This is a genomic window from Peribacillus loiseleuriae (assembly GCF_001183985.1).
Lineage (GTDB): Bacteria > Bacillota > Bacilli > Bacillales > DSM-1321 > Peribacillus > Peribacillus loiseleuriae.
This window is the reverse complement of record NZ_LFZW01000001.1, coordinates 3,597,701-3,615,601: the sequence shown is the minus strand read 5'-3', so window position 1 is coordinate 3,615,601 and position 17,901 is coordinate 3,597,701. Positions and strand designations below refer to the sequence as shown.

17 protein-coding genes are annotated in these 17,901 nt (G+C 35.6%); 15 read left to right on the top strand and 2 right to left on the bottom strand.

Annotated features, from left to right (window positions below; all coding sequences use genetic code 11):
* The first annotated feature begins 127 nt into the window (after positions 1 to 127).
* On the top strand, positions 128 to 1,195 hold the full coding sequence (locus AC625_RS16810) for a M42 family metallopeptidase (protein ID WP_049682332.1): 1,068 nt from the start codon (positions 128 to 130) through the stop codon (positions 1,193 to 1,195).
* A 265-nt stretch (positions 1,196 to 1,460) separates the two neighbouring features.
* On the opposite strand, the gene AC625_RS16805 is transcribed toward AC625_RS16810, so the two are convergent.
* Positions 1,461 to 1,655: a hypothetical protein gene (locus tag AC625_RS16805; RefSeq protein ID WP_049682331.1), complete on the bottom strand. Its 195-nt coding sequence runs from the start codon at positions 1,653 to 1,655 to the stop codon at positions 1,461 to 1,463.
* 419 nt (positions 1,656 to 2,074) lie between these two features.
* Between AC625_RS16805 and AC625_RS16800 the strand changes: the two genes are divergently transcribed.
* The 12 genes from AC625_RS16800 (at position 2,075) to AC625_RS16750 (ending at position 14,919) form a co-directional block, all read left to right on the top strand.
* Complete coding sequence (locus AC625_RS16800) at positions 2,075 to 3,307, top strand: ABC transporter substrate-binding protein (RefSeq protein ID WP_049682330.1); 1,233 nt, start codon at positions 2,075 to 2,077, stop codon at positions 3,305 to 3,307.
* Positions 3,308 to 3,328: 21 nt separating this feature from the next.
* The gene (locus tag AC625_RS16795) at positions 3,329 to 5,083 is read left to right on the top strand and encodes a cache domain-containing sensor histidine kinase (protein WP_049682329.1); all 1,755 of its coding nucleotides are present in this window, start codon (positions 3,329 to 3,331) and stop codon (positions 5,081 to 5,083) included.
* Positions 5,073 to 6,248 carry a response regulator transcription factor gene (locus tag AC625_RS16790; protein WP_049682328.1) on the top strand — a complete coding sequence of 392 codons (1,176 nt, stop codon included), beginning with the start codon at positions 5,073 to 5,075 and terminating at the stop codon, positions 6,246 to 6,248. Before AC625_RS16795 ends, AC625_RS16790 begins: the two co-directional genes overlap by 11 nt.
* A 112-nt stretch (positions 6,249 to 6,360) precedes the next feature.
* Positions 6,361 to 7,632 carry an ABC transporter substrate-binding protein gene (locus AC625_RS16785; protein WP_049682327.1) on the top strand — a complete coding sequence of 424 codons (1,272 nt, stop codon included), beginning with the start codon at positions 6,361 to 6,363 and terminating at the stop codon, positions 7,630 to 7,632.
* A gap of 153 nt (positions 7,633 to 7,785) precedes the next feature.
* A complete protein-coding gene (locus AC625_RS16780) occupies positions 7,786 to 8,703 on the top strand; it encodes a carbohydrate ABC transporter permease (RefSeq protein WP_245645026.1) in 918 nt (305 codons plus the stop codon).
* A gap of 15 nt (positions 8,704 to 8,718) precedes the next feature.
* Positions 8,719 to 9,564, top strand: a complete 846-nt coding sequence (locus AC625_RS16775; RefSeq protein WP_049682326.1) for a carbohydrate ABC transporter permease — start codon at positions 8,719 to 8,721, stop codon at positions 9,562 to 9,564.
* A gap of 16 nt (positions 9,565 to 9,580) precedes the next feature.
* Positions 9,581 to 10,513, top strand: a complete 933-nt coding sequence (locus tag AC625_RS16770; RefSeq protein ID WP_049682325.1) for a carbohydrate kinase family protein — start codon at positions 9,581 to 9,583, stop codon at positions 10,511 to 10,513.
* Positions 10,514 to 10,541: 28 nt separating this feature from the next.
* Positions 10,542 to 11,963, top strand: coding sequence for a glycoside hydrolase family 32 protein (locus tag AC625_RS16765; RefSeq protein ID WP_053178123.1), 1,422 nt, complete (start codon positions 10,542 to 10,544; stop codon positions 11,961 to 11,963).
* A gap of 15 nt (positions 11,964 to 11,978) precedes the next feature.
* Positions 11,979 to 12,596, top strand: coding sequence for a YesL family protein (locus AC625_RS16760; protein ID WP_049682323.1), 618 nt, complete (start codon positions 11,979 to 11,981; stop codon positions 12,594 to 12,596).
* Between the two features lie 395 nt (positions 12,597 to 12,991).
* Entirely contained in the window at positions 12,992 to 13,240 is a 249-nt protein-coding gene (locus AC625_RS16755; protein WP_049682322.1) for a cytochrome c family protein, read from the top strand.
* A 618-nt stretch (positions 13,241 to 13,858) separates the two neighbouring features.
* A complete protein-coding gene (locus tag AC625_RS26895; RefSeq protein WP_156187566.1) occupies positions 13,859 to 14,002 on the top strand; it encodes a YwzD family small protein in 144 nt (47 codons plus the stop codon).
* Between the two features lie 392 nt (positions 14,003 to 14,394).
* On the top strand, positions 14,395 to 14,919 hold the full coding sequence (locus tag AC625_RS16750) for a type 1 glutamine amidotransferase domain-containing protein (RefSeq protein ID WP_049682321.1): 525 nt from the start codon (positions 14,395 to 14,397) through the stop codon (positions 14,917 to 14,919).
* A gap of 470 nt (positions 14,920 to 15,389) precedes the next feature.
* Here AC625_RS16750 and AC625_RS16745 read toward each other — a convergent pair whose 3' ends face one another.
* Positions 15,390 to 16,145, bottom strand: coding sequence for a GntR family transcriptional regulator (locus AC625_RS16745; RefSeq protein ID WP_156187565.1), 756 nt, complete (start codon positions 16,143 to 16,145; stop codon positions 15,390 to 15,392).
* Between the two features lie 179 nt (positions 16,146 to 16,324).
* Between AC625_RS16745 and AC625_RS16740 the strand changes: the two genes are divergently transcribed.
* Together AC625_RS16740 and AC625_RS16735 are read left to right on the top strand one after the other, a co-directional pair.
* Positions 16,325 to 17,461 carry an SIS domain-containing protein gene (locus tag AC625_RS16740; RefSeq protein ID WP_049682319.1) on the top strand — a complete coding sequence of 379 codons (1,137 nt, stop codon included), beginning with the start codon at positions 16,325 to 16,327 and terminating at the stop codon, positions 17,459 to 17,461.
* A 22-nt stretch (positions 17,462 to 17,483) separates the two neighbouring features.
* Positions 17,484 to 17,891 carry a secondary thiamine-phosphate synthase enzyme YjbQ gene (locus AC625_RS16735; RefSeq protein WP_049682318.1) on the top strand — a complete coding sequence of 136 codons (408 nt, stop codon included), beginning with the start codon at positions 17,484 to 17,486 and terminating at the stop codon, positions 17,889 to 17,891.
* The last annotated feature ends 10 nt before the right edge of the window (positions 17,892 to 17,901 follow it).

Below are 17,901 nucleotides of genomic sequence, written 5' to 3'. Positions count from 1 at the left end.
ATAGCGTCATTTATGCGAAAGGGTCTGACCTCACACACCATATACCGTTTAAAAAGTCATTTACGACCTATAAAAACGAGATAATGTTGTGGGGTCTGACCCTAATTTTATACAAGGAGGAACAACAATGTTTGAACTCTTAAAAAGCCTAAGCAATATCGTTGGACCAAGCGGTTTCGAACAAGATGTGCAACGGTTTATTTTACATGAAGTGAAAGACTATGTAGACGAATATCATGTCGACGCAGTTGGCAATTTACTAGTAAAAATAAATGGGAATGATGAAAAATTCCCATCCTTAGTAATTGCGGCGCATACGGATGAAATCGGCTTTATTGTTAAAAAAATTGAGGAAAACGGCCTGATTCGATTTGAAAAATTAGGTGGGTTTGATGACCGAATCTTGCTTTCTTTACCTGTCCTTATTAAGTCGGATCGTGGCGTTGTACATGGGGTAATCAGTACTCTATCGGTTCACTATGTAAAATGGGATGACCCAAATCGAGTGGCTAACCATCGCGAGCTTTACATAGATGTCGGTGCTCGCTCAAAAGAAGAAGTCTCAGAAATGGGGATTCGCGTCGGGCAACCGATATCTTATGGAACGGAGTGTAAGAAAATTGGCAACAATCGTGTCGTCGGCAAAGCATTCGACGACCGAGTGGGATGTGCGCTACTGATCCGCTTCCTGCAAAACATTCGTGAAACAGGTGCTAAACATGGCGATATTTACGGGGCATTTACTGTTCAAGAGGAAGTAGGATTAAGAGGGGCATCCGTTGTATCAGCAGCTGTTGAACCAGATTATGCTTTAATCCTAGATACCACGCCATCAAGTGATACACATGACGCCTTGATGACAGGCACACGGGTCTTAGGGGCTGGCCCTTGTATTAAAATTGTCGACAAATCATTGATCGCCCACCCACTTGTTACACAACATTTAAAGAAGATAGCACAAGACAGTCATATCCCTTACCAGCTTGAAGTATTTATGGGCATTGGCACAGACGCAGGGGCCATTCATATGACACATAAAGGCGTATCAACCGGCGTTATTTCCATCCCATCGCGCTATACCCACACACCGATTGAGGTAGTAGACTTAGAAGATATGGAAAACTCGTATAAACTTCTCTATGAATTTGTTGTTACGTTGAATGAATTAAAGGGGAAGACGTTTTTGGATACGTGAGAATGAATGTGAAAAAAGGCAGTGATATTGACAAATCACTGCCTTTTTTGCTAGAAATCTATTTTATTTAAGTGCTTTTCAAGTTTATATGCATAATTAAATTCTTTTCTCCCTTTTTAAAAGTGGTATCCTAAATGATTTCATGAAACTTTAGATATTTCAAAGAGTATTGAATGCTTTTTGCAGTACTATTATCAATCATTGGAAGTCTGTTGCTTGCATCAATTTGGTTTAAATTTGTTATAAAGTCAATGTCATATAATTCTCATTTTTCATTTTGGAAGCATTTTTCTGCATACTGAATGATATCTTTCCTTCGAACTTGATACATTCGTTTTCCATATTTTTTGCGGCCAAATAGTCCTTCTTTTTCTCCATTTAGTAATTTATAATAATGGGATTTATCATTTTGGTTTACGATTCCTAACATACGTAAAACAATTTTATTGGCATCAGGCACTGTTTCATAACCTGAGTCTAGATGATATTTTTTGTCATGACAAACCTTCAGTTTTTATTATTCACTTATTATGTTTTATGATTTTTAAAAATTTATATGCCTATAGGTATAGGGATTTATACATGTACAAACTAATCGGTTATGCCTTAGCATGCTCATAGTTACGGTTGTTGAAAGTTGAAAAAGCAAGTGATATAACAGATGAACAGATTGAGCAAATGTCTGACATAGCCATTCACCAAGTTCCTTACTCATAGCACTATCATCAAAAATTGTTATCCATTTTTTGATTTTAACTATTATAATATAGTTAAAAACATCTCATATCGAATATTCTCTAAAGGCAGTTAAATAAAAAGCTATCTAAAAATCTTATACTAATTATTTTCTGAATTATTAAATTTAAGAGGAGGATGTATATGGCACCCCTTTTACGAATAGTGCCCGTACTATGTATTCTAGGGTTATCTGCCTGCAATCAAGCTACCCAGACAAACATTCAACAAGAAAAAGTCAGCCTTGAATTTTTTACACCGAAGGATGAAACGGAGACTATTTTTGAGGAACTGATTAATGAGTTCGAAGCACAAAATCCTGAAGTCGAAATTAACCAAGTCATTGTGCCGAATGGAATGAACGTGTTAAAAACACGAATTGCAAGGGGAGATACTCCAGATTTATTTGTAACATATCCTATTGAGCAGGATTATGTAATAAGAGCGAAAAATGGATATTTATTGGACTTATCTGATGAGAAATTTATTCGAAATATTGAACCAAGCATACAGGACCGTTATCTTGTAAATGGTCGAATGTTTGGAATCGCTTTAACTCAAAATGCCGTTGGGGTGCTTTATAATAAAAATCATTTTAAAGAATTAAATTTGACTGTTCCAGAAACATGGGATTCATTTATTGAAACGATGGAAAAATTAAAAGCGGCAGGAAAAACACCGATGCTCATGCCGAATAGTGAGGCCGATCAAACCAGTATATTTAACTTAAATCTAGTTGCCAATCAATTTGATAATAATTACTGGGAGCAAGGAGAGATTACTATAAAAGATAGTCGGGAATGGAAAGATATTTCAAAAAAAATATTGACTGTCCTTTCCTATGTTCAACCTAACTCCTTTAGCGATGATTTTTTTGAGGCGAATCAGAAGTTTGCACAAGAAGAAGGTACGATGTACATTATGGGGACTTGGGCTCTTCCAGAGATTGAAAAAATTAATCCCGATTTAAACTATGGAATTTTTCCTTTTCCAGCAACGAATCAAGCAGACGATAATATTGTTTTAGGCGGGGTAGATATAGGATTAGCTATATCTTCAGATACTCCATATCCAGAGGAAGCAAAAAAGTTTTTAGAGTTTTTAACGCAGGCGGTAAATGCTCAAAGACTCTCAGACTATGAAGGGTCTATCAGTACAGTCAGAGGCGTAGAAAACAAACGTGAGGAGGTCAGTAAGTTATTTGAAAAAATAAAAGAAGGGAAATCGAAAAATTGGCCTAACCACTATTGGCGAGGAGGTACAGCTTCAGAATCTGATTTTCGAAAATATTCCTTGCAATTCTTTTATGATAAGAATGTCAGTGAGTATCTTGGAAATCTTGATAAAATGTTTCAGCAGTATAATTCCCATCCGTAAAATGAAATAGGTGCAGATATGATGACTTTTCAAAAAAAAATAATTGTAGCGTTTCTGCTATTCGTTATCTTACCCATTGTTATCTTGGGCTTTTTTTCTTATAGAATTTCTTCTCAAACTTTACAGCAAAAAATTAGCAATCAAACGGTTCAAACACTGAAAGCTTTAGATCGTAATTTACTGACTTCTATTTCAGAGATGAACACTTTTTCTGATTATGTTATCTCATCAGGTGAAATACAATCTTTTCTGAAGTCTAAAAAAACCACTTCGATCTTTGAATTTTACAATAAACGACAAGCTATTGCTGGAATCATGCATGGAAATACTCAATTGAATGATTTTATTCTTTATCAAGATAATGGAGATGTTGTCCATATGAAGAATACATCGATCCCCACCTTTGAAACATTCAATTCGAGTTCTTTTTATCAGCTCATGATGCAGGAGAGAGGAAGACCCGTTTGGTTATTGCCATCTGAGAACGCTTCACTCTTTCAAGGGGACGGATTATGGTTAACGCAAGGTCGAGTTGTAAAAGAGATTAATAGCTTAAATAACATAGGGTACTTGATTTTACAGATCAAGATAGATTTGTTTGATGAAATTTTTGACGATATTCATGAAGGACAGTCCGATGAAATGCTCCTAAACGAAGAAGGGGAAATTCTCTATTCATTAAATCGTGATCTTATTGGAAGTAAATTGAGTGTTAAGCAATTATCAGACATTCAAACCTTGGATAAAGGGTATCTAATTGATGAATGGAACAATGAAAAAAGCTTACTGACATTCATGCCATCAAGTTTTAAAACGGGATCAGGCTCAAATTTGCTGTTGATTTCCGTCACACCTTGGGAAATAATCGCAAATGATATTGTACATATCCGAAACACGACATTGTTGATTGTATGCATGACGGTCATCATTGCCATTCTCTTTAACCTATTGTATTTAAAACGGATTTCTCTATTTATACAAGCGCTATTGATACATATGAAGCAAGTAGAACAAGGTCAATTAAGTAATCGAATGGGCAAGTTTAAACAAAAAGAATTTGGGCAGATTTCGAACGCTTTTAATAGCATGATTAAACGAATTCAACAGTTACTCATTGAAGTGAAGAACGAGCAGGAACAAAAACGACAAGCGGAGTTCCGAGTTTTGCAGCAACAAATAAATCCTCATTTTTTATATAACACTCTTGAGTCGATCAATGCACTTGCTTCTTTAAACGGGCAAAAGCAAATTAGTAAAATGACGATTAATCTAGGGAAATTATTACGAATTAGTATAAACGGTGATTTTGAGGTGAAGGTGAAGGAAGAATTGCAACATGTGATCAGTTACTTAGAAATACAGAAAATACGATATGATCATCGATTTTCATATGAAGTGGAAATTGAGGAGGAATTGAAACATCATCTCGTTTTAAAGCTTATTCTTCAGCCGCTAGTAGAAAACATTTTAAATCATGCCTTTTCTCAGAACCACGCAGGGATTATTAAAATAAGAGGTTCGTTTACGAACGGGCAAGGGAATCTTTGGATTGAAGATAATGGATCAGGAATTGAAGAGACAGTGTTATGGAAATTAAATGGCTGGGCAACGGAAGACAACGATAAGAAACGTTTAGGGCATGGAATTCGTAATGTGCAAGAGAGGTTACGTCTTTATTATGGTGAAGAGTATGGACTGATGATTTGTTCGAAAGAAGGCAAAGGTACAATGATGAAAATTACATTTCCAATTAAAGGTGATAAAAGTGACCTATAAAGTATTAATAGCAGATGATGAACCGCTGATTGTAAAAAATCTTTCATATATCATTGATTGGGATCTTCTAGGTTGTGAAGTCGTTGGGACTGCACAAAATGGACATGAGGCAATCGAGTTTTTAGAAAAAGAACGAATTGATATTTTATTGACGGATATTTCAATGCCAGGCATGACTGGCATTGAGTTACTTAAACGGGTACATAAGATGTCAAATAAACCAATTATTATTTTAATAAGCGGATACGATGAATTTGAATATGCTAGAGAGGGACTGAAATATGATGCATTAGATTATATACTAAAACCGATTGATTATGATGAATTACATGAATGTATTTTAAGAGCCATAGAGAAATTAAGTAAGCAAGTAATCGGTGATTATGAGCGAAGAAAGCACGTAATTTATGAGTTGATGACGTTCGGGCCTCATGAATCTAATGTAGCGAATTCTTTCAACCCTTATGTTGCTTTGATCATCAAATCAAAAGAAAAAGACATTGATCATATGATCAAGAAATCGAATGATCTTTTTCTGAAGATGACTGATGCGTTATATTTATACAAAATATCAGAGCAGGAAGCAATAGCCATAATAGAATTTGCCAGTCAAATGTCCGATCAGACCGCAAGGAATGCGGAACTTTTTGCTCGACAAATACAAGAGGTTTCTAAACAAAGTGTAGTAGCAATTGGCAGAACCGTTGATTACCTATTTGATATAAAAACTTCGTTGGATCATGCAAGGGAGTTGATAAAAATTGATTCACTTGTAAATGAGAACATAATCACATCACAGCTTTTAAATGGGGAATACAAATCCAGACAATCATCACAAGCCATGATACACGAGGCAATCACCTATATAAAAGATTACTTCCAAAATGATCTAGGCATTGAAAATGTAGCTGAACATGTTGGATTAAGTGTGAGTTACTTTAGTCTATTATTTAAGCAAGTAACAGAAGTTACCTTTCTAGAATTTTTAACGAATGTAAGAGTAGAATACGCTTGTTTATTATTGCAAAAAACAGATATGAAAACCTATGAAATCTCAGAAAAAGTTGGTTATAGCGATCAGCGATACTTTAGCCAAGTATTTAAAAAGAAAATGAAGAAAACGCCAAGTACCTATCGAAAAGAGTGTAATGAAAAGAAGAAATAAGATAAATTTAAACATTTATAAGAAGATCACCTCGTTTTGAAAGCGTTTTTATTACTCTATTATAAGAGTATGAAAACGCTTTTTATTTTACTGTAAACGAGGAGGAAAGCCGATGAAAAAGGCACTAACATTGGGTATGGCTTTTGTATTATTAATTGGAATTTTGAGTGCTTGTAGTAATGATAAGAGTGCTTCTGGAGATGGAGATGGGCCAGTTAAATTAACGTTATGGCATCCTGAAGGAGATACGACAGAAGCGTATAAAGAGATCATTAAAGAGTTCAACAAAGAAAATAAAGGGAAAATAGAAGCTGAAATTACCTTTATTCCAAGAGGAAATAAATATGCTTATGAAGATAAAATCTCAGCAGCTGCAACAAGTAACACGTTGCCTGATTTATTGTCACTCGACGGACCAAATGTTGCAAACTATGCAGATGCTGGAATTATCCAACCAATTGACGGTCTCATTAAAGACCAGGATGATTTCGTACCTTCCATTATTACGCAAGGTACATATGATAAAAAATTGTATACGGTGGGGGCCACAGAATCGACAGTTGCTTTATTTTATAATGTGAAAATGTTAGAAGATGCCGGAATTAAACCACCAACAACATTAGAAGAGGCGTGGACATGGGATGAATTTTATCAAGCTGCGAAAAAATTAACAGACAAAGAAAAAGGGGTATATGGAGTAAACTGGACCCTAGATTATGGAGAGTGGATCATCTACTTTACTGGACCTACTGTCTGGAGTAATGGTGGTCGTTTCATAAGTGAAGACGGTGAAAAAACGGAAGGGTATGTAAACGGACCAAAAACTATTGAAGCACTTGAATACCTTCAGAAATTTACAAAAGAAGGGTTAGTGAATTTACAGCCAACTCCTACTGAATTCGAGGATGGAAAAGCTGCAATGATGTTAATGGGATCATGGGAATGGACGAAATTGCAGGACTATAAAGATACACAGTGGGGCATTACATATTACCCTCGGAGTCCAGAGGGAGAGCAAGTATCACCATCTGGTGACTGGAACTGGGGTATGTCAACAAGTACGAAGCATAAAGAAGAAACAGCTACATTACTTAATTATTTAATGACGAAAGATCATGTTGTGAAATTAGCGGAAGTTTCCAATAAACCTGCAGCACGACTGTCATCTTTTGAGGAAATGAAAGAGTGGAATGAAGCTCCATTAAACGTTTTAAAAAATCAAGTTTTGAAAACTGCTCATCCTAGACCGTCTACAACCTCTTATCCTGTTTTATCAACCAAATATGGGCAAGCCGTTCAAAATATTTTTCTTGGTGGAGATGTTAAAAAGGAATTAGATAAAGTGGCTAAAGAAACTGATACAGATATTGCTCGGAAAAAATAACAATAGGAGAGGCTGTCCCAGAACGAAAAGGTCAGACCCACATTTTCTATAAATTGTTTATTTTACTTTGTAAATGACACAATAAACCGGAGTTTAGAATGTGGATACTGGCCCTTTTGGGACTACCTTTTTCCTTAAAAGGTGGTGGACGTTGTGGAAACTTCTTTAGTAAAAGGGAAAAGCCAAATAAAAGGACAAAGCCAAATGACCTATCAACGTCAAAGAAAATGGCTTGGTGCGATCTTTTCTTTACCAGCATTAGCTCTTTTATTTACGTTTTTGGTTTTGCCTGTTATCTTAGCTTTTATTTATAGTTTTATGAATTACAATATGCTAAATCCCGATGGTAAAACATTTACGGGCCTAGAAAACTATAAAAGGCTATTTCAGGATGAGGTGTTTTTTACAGCACTAAAAAACACCTTATATTTTACAGTACTTGTTGTACCGCTTCAATGCAGTGTTGCTTTATTGCTGGCAATACTCGTAAATAAAAAGGTTAAAGTAGCTTCGTTAGGGCGTGTGTTTTTCTTTAGCCCTGTCGTAACGTCAATGGTAGTTGTAGCGATACTCTGGACATTCTTATATAACGTAGATAATGGGATTATCAACAATACATTGAATTTTCTTGGCATAAACAGCCAACCCTTTTTGCTAAGTCCAAATCAGGCCATGAATTCGATCATTTTTATGTCAATATGGCAAGCGGCTGGCTTTCAAATGATGATTTTTCTAGCGGGTTTAAAAGAAGTGCCTGACACGTTATATGAGGCAGCAGAAATTGATGGAGCAAATGCATTTCAGAAATTTTTGCATGTAACCTTGCCATCTATTCAGCATGTGACAGGTTTTGTCCTTATCATTACAACGATTCAAGCATTCCGGCTTTTTATTCAGCCATATGTGATGACAAATGGGGGGCCAAGTGATTCAACGAAAACATTAGTTTTTATGCTATATGAAAATGGCTTTCAATTTCGTGATGTAGGTTATTCATCTGCCATTGCTGTCGTCTTTTTTTTAGTAGTCATACTTGTATCTTTAATTCTCAAGAAAGTGTTAAAACAATAAAGGGGTGGATAAACTATGACACACCGTACAAAAAAAAGAATAGGTAAAATTGGTGTAACCATCGCCATTCTTGTGCTAGGATTTTTGTTTATTTCCCCGCTTTTATGGATGATTATAGCATCACTTAAACCTGAAACATTAATTTTTAAAGATATGGGATTAGCAGCATTTATCCCAAAAGAAATGACATTTAGTAACTATTCAAAAATCCTATTTGCAGAAAACATTAACTTTTTCCATTATATGTGGAATAGCTTATTTTCAGTAGGGATGATCGTTCTATTTGGAACCATTGTAAATTCTCTTTGTGCATATGCACTTGTTAGGTTGAAATTTCCTGGCAGTGATTTTATCTTAGTGGTTATCATTGCTTTGTATGTTGTACCATTTGAAAGTGTGTTAATTCCGCTTTACATTGTTGTGAATAAATTTGGTTGGATTAATGAATTTCCTGCTTTGGTTGTGCCGTTTGTTGCCTCGGCTTTTAACATTTTTTTATTTAGACAATTCTTTATGGGCATTCCAAGAGAATTGGAAGAAGCGGCTCAAATTGATGGAGCATCCCCACTGCAGGTGTTTTGGAAAATCATTGTACCAAATTCGAAGCCAGTGTTTGCTACAGCTGCTATCTTAACATTTGTCACTCATTGGAGTGATTTTATGTGGCCACTCATAGTTGCGACGGATGATTCCATTCGAACAGTTCAAGTTGGCATTCAGTATCTATTTACGGATAATAACATTCAATATGGTCAAATCATGGCCGCATTAACATTAACCACGATTCCGGTTATCTTGATTTTCTTATTTTTCCAAAGATACTATGTCCAAGGAATCACATCAAGCGGGGTAAAGGGATAAAAAGGAGAAATATGCTATGTATGATGTTGTTTCATTAGGAGAACTATTAATAGATTTGATCCCGAATGAAGATTATACACCGAATCATTTTTGCTATGAGGCTAAAATAGGTGGTGCCCCTGTTAATGTTTTATCAGGATTGGCCAAATGGGGGCATTCTACAGCCTATATGGCAAAAGTGGGCAACGATTCTTTCGGGCGCTATATTAAGCAAAAGCTAGAAAATGGAAAGATTCATAGTGAAAATGTAGTCATTGATAGGACAGCACCGACTACGATCGCTGTTGTTTCCTTGGATCAAAATAGAGAAAGAACCTTTGATTTTATTAGAAATCCTGGTGCTGATCAACTGTTAACAAATAAAGAAGTAAATTATGAATTAATCAAACAAGCCAAAATTTTTCACTTTGGTTCTCTTTCATTGACTCACAATCCTTCTAGAGAAGCGACGCTCGAAGCATTGAAATTTTCAAAAAAGCATAACAAAATCATTAGTTTTGATCCAAATTATCGCCCGCTTTTATGGTCAAGTAAAGAAGAAGCTTACGAGCTGATGGCTGAAGCATTAAAATGGGCTGATATAGTGAAGATTGCAGCTGAAGAGTTACAGTTTATGACGAATGAGAGCAATCTATTAAAAGCTGTAGACAGATTGATAGATACATATGATATTCCGTTAGTATTTGTGACGAAAGGAAAAGACGGAGCATTTGTAAAATGCAAGGAGTATCTGCTAGAAGAGCAAGGATATAAGGTGAACGCGATAGATACTACTGGTGCTGGAGATGCATTTATGGCTTCTATTCTTCATCAGTACTTACTGAGGGGAAAATCAATACACCAGTTAAATAGAGAAGATCTACTTGACATGTTAACGTTTGCGAATGATATGGCTTCGAAGTCAACGACTCAAAAGGGTGGGTTCGGAATTGTGCCTGCTTTAGTTTAGAAAAATACTGAAGAACAGAGGTGGAAAGATGTACGATGAGCAATTTCGGCCGCAGCTACATTTTAGTCCAAAGGAGAAGTGGATGAATGACCCAAACGGAATGGTGTATTATAAGGGTGAATATCATCTGTTTTATCAATATTATCCACATGATACTGTTTGGGGGCCTATGCATTGGGGACATGCAATAAGTAAAGACCTGATCCATTGGGAGGAGCTTCCGGTGGCACTTTATCCGGATGAATTAGGGCAAATTTTCTCAGGAAGTGCTGTCATTGATCAGCAAAACACAAGTGGCTTAAAAACAACAGATGAAGATGTAATGGTTGCGATTTTTACGCATCATGGAGAAGATCATGAAAAACAAAGTATTGCTTATTCAAATGATAAAGGAAGGACATGGACTAAATACAAAGGCAATCCAGTCATTGATAATCCTGGATTAAAAGATTTTCGTGATCCTAAAGTTTTTTGGCATGAAGATTCACAAAAATGGATAATGTCATTGGCATGTGGGGATCATATCCAGTTCTATGCATCACCAAATCTACTTGAATGGGATTATTTATCAGAATTTGGTCGTGATTATGGAAATCATGGAGGAGTTTGGGAATGTCCAGATTTAATCCAATTAGCTGTAGAAGGCACAAATGAAACAAAGTGGGTATTAATTGTAAGTGTTAATCCGGGTGGACCTAACGGAGGTTCGGCGGTACAATATTTTGTCGGTGATTTTAATGGCACAACTTTTACATGTCTCGACGATATGAATCGAGTTAAATGGGCAGATTATGGTCGTGACTTTTATGCGGCAGTTTCTTGGAGTCATTCAACGGAACCGATTTGGATTGGCTGGATGAATAATTGGCAATATGCAAATACTGTTCCAACTCATCCGGGCAGGGGGGCCATGTCAATCCCTAGAAAATTATATTTACGTAAAAAAAATGAGAATTTAGTTCTCGTACAAGTACCGATAGATTTAAAATCTTTACAAAAAAATACACACCTAGCTACAGCAACTTTGCCTATTAAACCTGACCAACCATTTCAGATGCAACTTCATGATTCTCAGGTAATGATTGAGGCTAAATTAGAAAAAATAGCTGGTTCTTCTTTCGCATTTACTCTTAAAGGTGAACATGAACGCATCGAGATGGTATTTGACCGAGAAAAAAGGGAGTTTTCGATTGATCGAACTAATAGTGGTCAGCTATCATTTTCAGAACACTTTTCTACTGTGGATATAATGCCTATCGAAACTGTAGAAGATTTTATGATTATATTGGATAGAACCTCGATCGAAGTCTTTTTCAATCAGGGTGAGCATGTTATGACAGAATTAATCTTTCCAACAGAACGAGCTTTCACTTTAGAGTTAGAGGCAATAAATGGCGAAGTTCATTTATCTGATATGTTAATATGCAGTCTTGAATCAATTTGGAAATAAGAAGGGATTATTTAAATGAATCTTTGGGAAGGAAAAACTGCAGCGTTTTTAAAAACGGGTAGCAATATCATTTTATTGAATCTTCTTTGGTTGACTTGTTCAATCCCGATTATCACGATAGGGCCTTCGACTGTAGCTTTGACGGGAGTCATAAGAAGATGGCATTTGAACAAAGAGGAAAGTGTGGTCCGTTGCTTTTTTTATGAATATCAAAAATATCTGAAACAAGGGTTTTTGGTTGGGACGACATGGATTTTTTTAGGGGTTATTTTGCTAATAGATGTAATCTTTTTTTTACAAATCCAAAGTGAATCTAAAGTGATCTTCATTGCAATAACAGCAATCGTCATTATTCTTTATTTGATGATCAGTACACTCTTATTTCCTATTCTCGTTCATTATGAATCAAAAGGGTTAGCATCTATTAAACAAGCATTTATTTTTTCCTTATGGGATGTGAAAACAGCCATTGCAATTATCCTTATGTGGATTGCAGCGGGACTTATAATCTTTTATGCCCCAATCGGAATATTAGTCATATTTGTTCCACTAACGATGGTAACATTCAGGTTTGCCACACATGTTTTTCTAAAAGTAGAATCGATAATAGAGTATAAATCTGCTTCTTGTTGATAGATTAATAAAAGTTAGTTAAGTAAAATGTTAACAATCGTTATTCGCAAATAATAAAAAAGTAACTTTCCATTAGACTTAAGCTATGGGAAAGTTACTTTTTTGTATTTGCTGATAATCAAAACGGGTTTGCTACTCACACTAGGGGAGCGGCTTAATTAGATGTGCAATCTCTGGGTTACCACCCGAAAATTTAGAGACAGATATAGGCTATTTGTATTTTTGTGTTTCTATTCGCTTGGATGTGCAAATCTGAAAATTTTCCCATAATTCTGGATGGTGCCTGGTGTCTTGAGTTATTTATATAGGGGAAATTGCACGGAAAAGGAATTTAACGGAATACTCACAATATAATTAAGTCAAGGAAGGGAATATCTAAGAAAGTAGGTGTCGTGTTGGATAGTAAACAAACAAAGGCGATTGTTATTGCAGGTTTATTTGGTATTTTCTTAATAATAGCTATTCTTTGTGTTTATCTATCTTCACCAAAAGAAAAAGAAAAGCCTGTTGCACATGTTGACGTACTTGAAAAAGTTCATACAGGTGGAACAACGATGCCGGCGTCTGAGGATTTATTGACAGAGGAACAGGTAGAAAATGTCGAGGCTTATATTTCTGAGGTTGTGGCAACGAAAAAAGAATAGGAATAAGAAGACTGATCAGAGGTGTAGTTACTGGTCAGTTCTTTTTTTGAATATGGGATGGAAGTAACGGCTTGGGTTATATAGAAGAAATCATAAGGCTCTTTTGCATCGTAATATTCTGGATGGATAAAATTTGTTTTGGTCGTAATGTTCCGGTTCTCGTTCGTATATCTCGATTCCGGCTCCAATCTTGATCAGAGCGGTACCAATGGCTCGAACTTTATCTAATTTTGTTCTGATATTTTTTCCATATTATTCATGGTTATGATGGGGGCTGTAGGGGTACATGACTATTAAAGTAGAGGTTTCTTGTTATATCACCCGAATCTTGTCGAAAAATTTTAAAGTGAGTGCTTAGGCAATTATGATAAAATGGTAAAATAACTGAATCATAGGATTTGATTGTTAATTGTTTTCTTCTAGTTTTTGGAACGAGTATTATATGTAGGGAATTGGGCTGGCGAACGTGTAAGAACAATATTCCAGTTTCTTATGAAATGAGAAGAGGGCGCCCCAAACGACTATATACCTGTTTATATTAAGTGAAAGTAAACGGTGTATCGAGAGTCAGATCCTTCTGGGACATCTTTTTCGTACATATACGAGGGAGAATAAATCATGAATGCAAGTATAGCAAAGGAAGATTTTTATCACATTCTCAAAGAAGCTTTTGAAAAAGGAGAATCGGAGGGGAATCTAACAGTCAGTGAGTTAATAGAAGAGTTGTCTTTAAAACTCCAGGAAATTATTATAGAGGTGTAAGGGAAATCTATATTTTCACCACTAGCAGATGAATCATGGAGAACGAGTCAGCTTGATGTAGGAATAGGCACAATTGAGGGATATAACTACTTGAAAAGGGGTTAGATTATGTTTTTTTGTAATTTGACCTCTTTATTGGAAGTGATTCAATCCTTTTACGAAGCTAGAGCGGTTGGGCTATTTTGTAAGGTCGGTGGATTTTTTGGGATAAAAAATTAACTAGGCCTTACGTTAGCTAGCTACAGTCGTTTTAAGTGTGCTAGTCAGAAATGGAATTATTTGCAAGTTTATCTAAAGCGGATTTGTCATTCACCCGAAAAGTTAACTTGTTCAAGCGAAAAAATTCAAAATGGTGTAAAATAGTAATAAGAACTAGAAAGGGAGGTTGTCATATGCGATTAGAAGGAAAGAAAGTTATTAGTTTGGTTCATCATGAATGTGAAGATTTAGAGCTTTGGTATCCGATTCTTAGACTTCGAGAAGAGGGAGCGATTGTCCATCTGGCTGGTGAAGTGGCGAATGAGACATATATTGGAAAATACGGTGTGCCAGCAGAATCTGATTTGGCATATGGTGACGTCAATCCAGAAGATTATGATGCCATTCTTGTACCAGGAGGCTGGGCACCAGATAAAATCAGAAGGTTCCCTGAAGTGATTTCATTAATCCAAGAAATGGATGCCAATGAAAAACCGATTGGCCAAATCTGTCATGCAGGCTGGGTATTGATCTCTGCTAAAATTTTGCAAGGCAAAAATGTAACAAGTACACCGGGTATTAAAGACGATATGGAAAATGCGGGTGCCAATTGGTATGACGAACCGGTTATTACAGACGGACATCTCATCTCAAGTCGCCGTCCACCAGATCTGCCGGATTATTTACGAGAGTTTATTAACGTATTGGAAGGAAAGTAAAATCCGATCATTGCTTTTATATGATGTTTATTCAAAAAAACCTATGCACACAGCTGCATAGGTTTTTTCTTGTATTTCCTCGATATCCGCTCAGAACGTTAATCAACTACCCAAAGTTTGCTCTTCACAAAACAAGGTGCAATTTGGCGAACGTGATATAGAAAGATGCTCAAATTTATTTGTGGGTGAACGAGAGAGTTAGAATAAATTCCATTTTCACATTCGTCAAATTCTTTCAGATGGCCGTAGGAAGGATGGTTATTCTTTGATGAATAGCAGTCATACGGTATAAGCCAAGTCCTTTGCATTCTATCTTTATTAAATCATAAATTGAAAATTTTCTGGGAATATGAAATACCTTTCATTCCTTAGATATTCACTTAACACCGTCCTATTACTTGTGATCCGATGGTTCTGATGAAGCGAAGTATAGTCCAAATTTATTGGACTTTAGGAGTTTCCAATTTGCATCATTGCATTGTATTTGTATTAAAAGTGAATTTTACACTATCACCTAACCATATTGTTTCTGAATATTCTAATGGATTTTGATCAATTAAGTAGGAAATACTCTTTAGAAAAGTTGCAGGGACAGTGTATTGAACATTTAATAGCTTCATGTCTGCTGCATTTGGAATGATGGACTGTATAGAATTTTCAATATTTACAGGTGTTAGATTATAGTTTATTGAAAGAGTTGTACTTAGGTGGTTACCTATTAACGGTTTATCTAGTATTTTAGGAACCATTGAGTCAGCTAACCACGATCTATTAAGTCCAATAGGTTTGTTATTGAATACAAATAGGCGTTTAATATAAATTAAATTTTCCTCTTCAGATATTTTTAAACATTCATTCACATGAGGAATAGGTCCACACATAGAAGATGTTAATAGTACTGGAATAATATTATTCCCACTCTGTTCTAGCTTAGCATTTAATGCAGTTGGTAAACTGAAATCATGAACGAAAGGTTTCGGGTTATATTTAACAAAAACGCCTTTACCTTGAATTTTATTAATAATTCCTTCTCTTTTCAATTCCTCTAAAGCCTGTCTTAATGTAACACGACTAATGTCATATTCCTCTGTTAGTTTTGCTTCTGAAGGTATCTTTTCATATTCTTTCCATTCATTCTTCATAATACGTTCTCTTATATTAGTTGCAACCTGATGATAAATTGGTACAGGCGAATCTTTGTCGATAGATATTCGATTAGTGTACACCACATAATCCCCTTTTTCATATAGTTGTATGGTTATATATACAATTGATTGTAAATGATTATGAAATAAATTCAAAGTTTACTGATCAATTTGAAAAAATAAAATATTTGGATTGATAATTATTGTATGGTTGTGTTAATGTTAATACAAGTTAAAAATATGTGAATGGAGGGTGACTTATGCGAGATTATGATAATGCAATGAGAAACCAAGTGTTTAGTTTACCTAAATTATTAAAAGAACAATATGAGGATTTAGAGCCTAAAACAAGAAAGCTATTAACCACTCCTGAAATCTTTGCCATTCAAAAGATTGTGATTACAGGATGTGGAGATTCTTTCGCGGCAGGATTAGCGACAAAACACATCTTTGAACTATTAACAGGTATCCCAACTGAAGTCGTAACATCCATTGATTTAAGTAGATTGTATGCGGAAAATCAATTAGGAAATTCCCCAAATAACCCATTTATTTTTGCAGTCAGCCATTCTGGTACAGTAGCAAGAGTAGGTGAATCAGTAGAACGTGCGAATAAATATGGTGCCTATACAATTGGAATAACATCTAATAAAGACTCTTATCTTGGAAAAACTGCGAAAAAGACATTAGATTTAGATATTCCAAAATTCGAATCAAGCCCGGGGGTCCGCAGTTATTTAGTGTCAGTCCTATCACTGCTTTTAATAGCCATTAGAATTGGTGAGGTTAGAGGGAAATACACGATGGATGTTGCTATGGATTATAGAAAAGACATTTTAACACAAGCGGATCTACTAGAAGAATCACTTACTTCCATGGATAGTAAAACATTAGCACTCGCTTTGGAATGGTCCGAAATGGAAGCGTTTGATTTTGTAGGTTCAGGTTTTGATTATGCCACAGCATGGTATGGACACGCAAAGATATTTGAAGCTGTAGGGAAGTATGCGATGCACATTAACACGGAAGAGTGGTTACATCTGAATTTCTTTATGAGAAACTTTTCGAAAATTGGAACAGTAATGATAGCCAATTCTACAAATCCCAGTTTGTCTCGAGCAATAGAAACCATCAACTATTCGCTTGAACTCGGCCGTCCAACATTAGTTATTTCAGATCTAAAGGAAAAAGCATTTGCAGAAGGTTGCACGGTAATAGGAACACCGATATCAAAGTACCCTATTTCGATTCCTTTAACACAATTCGTTCCATTAGCCTTGCTGAGTGGCTATATTGCGAACATGATCGGTGAAGAAGATGGTAGGGGATGTAAAGATAATTGGTCATTTGCTCAACATGGAAATGCCGTTAAAAATAGTGAAATCATTGTAAAATAAGAAATGAAAAGAGGATTTACTAATGCTGAAAAATTTTACGTTGCGAACTAAAGAACATGATGTAATCAAACTAAACGATGAGATTGTTGAATTTGTTAAAAATAGTGGTGTAGAAAGTGGGACATGCGTCATTTATACGCCACATACAACGGCGGGCTTAACCATTACTTCATATTGGGACCCAAGGGGATTAGAAGATTTACAAGATGAAATACGAAGAATCGTTCCAACGAGAATTGACTTTAAGCATCAACATGATACTCCACAAGATGCAGCGGGTCATGTTAAATCTTCATTAATAGGTGTTTCAATGAGCTTAATCATAGCGAATAGTGACTTATTACTTGGACATTCTCAAGGAATCTATTTTCTAGAATTCGATGGACCTAGAAATAGAGAATATTTCGTGAAGGTTCAATCAGACAGATAAAATGGAGGTA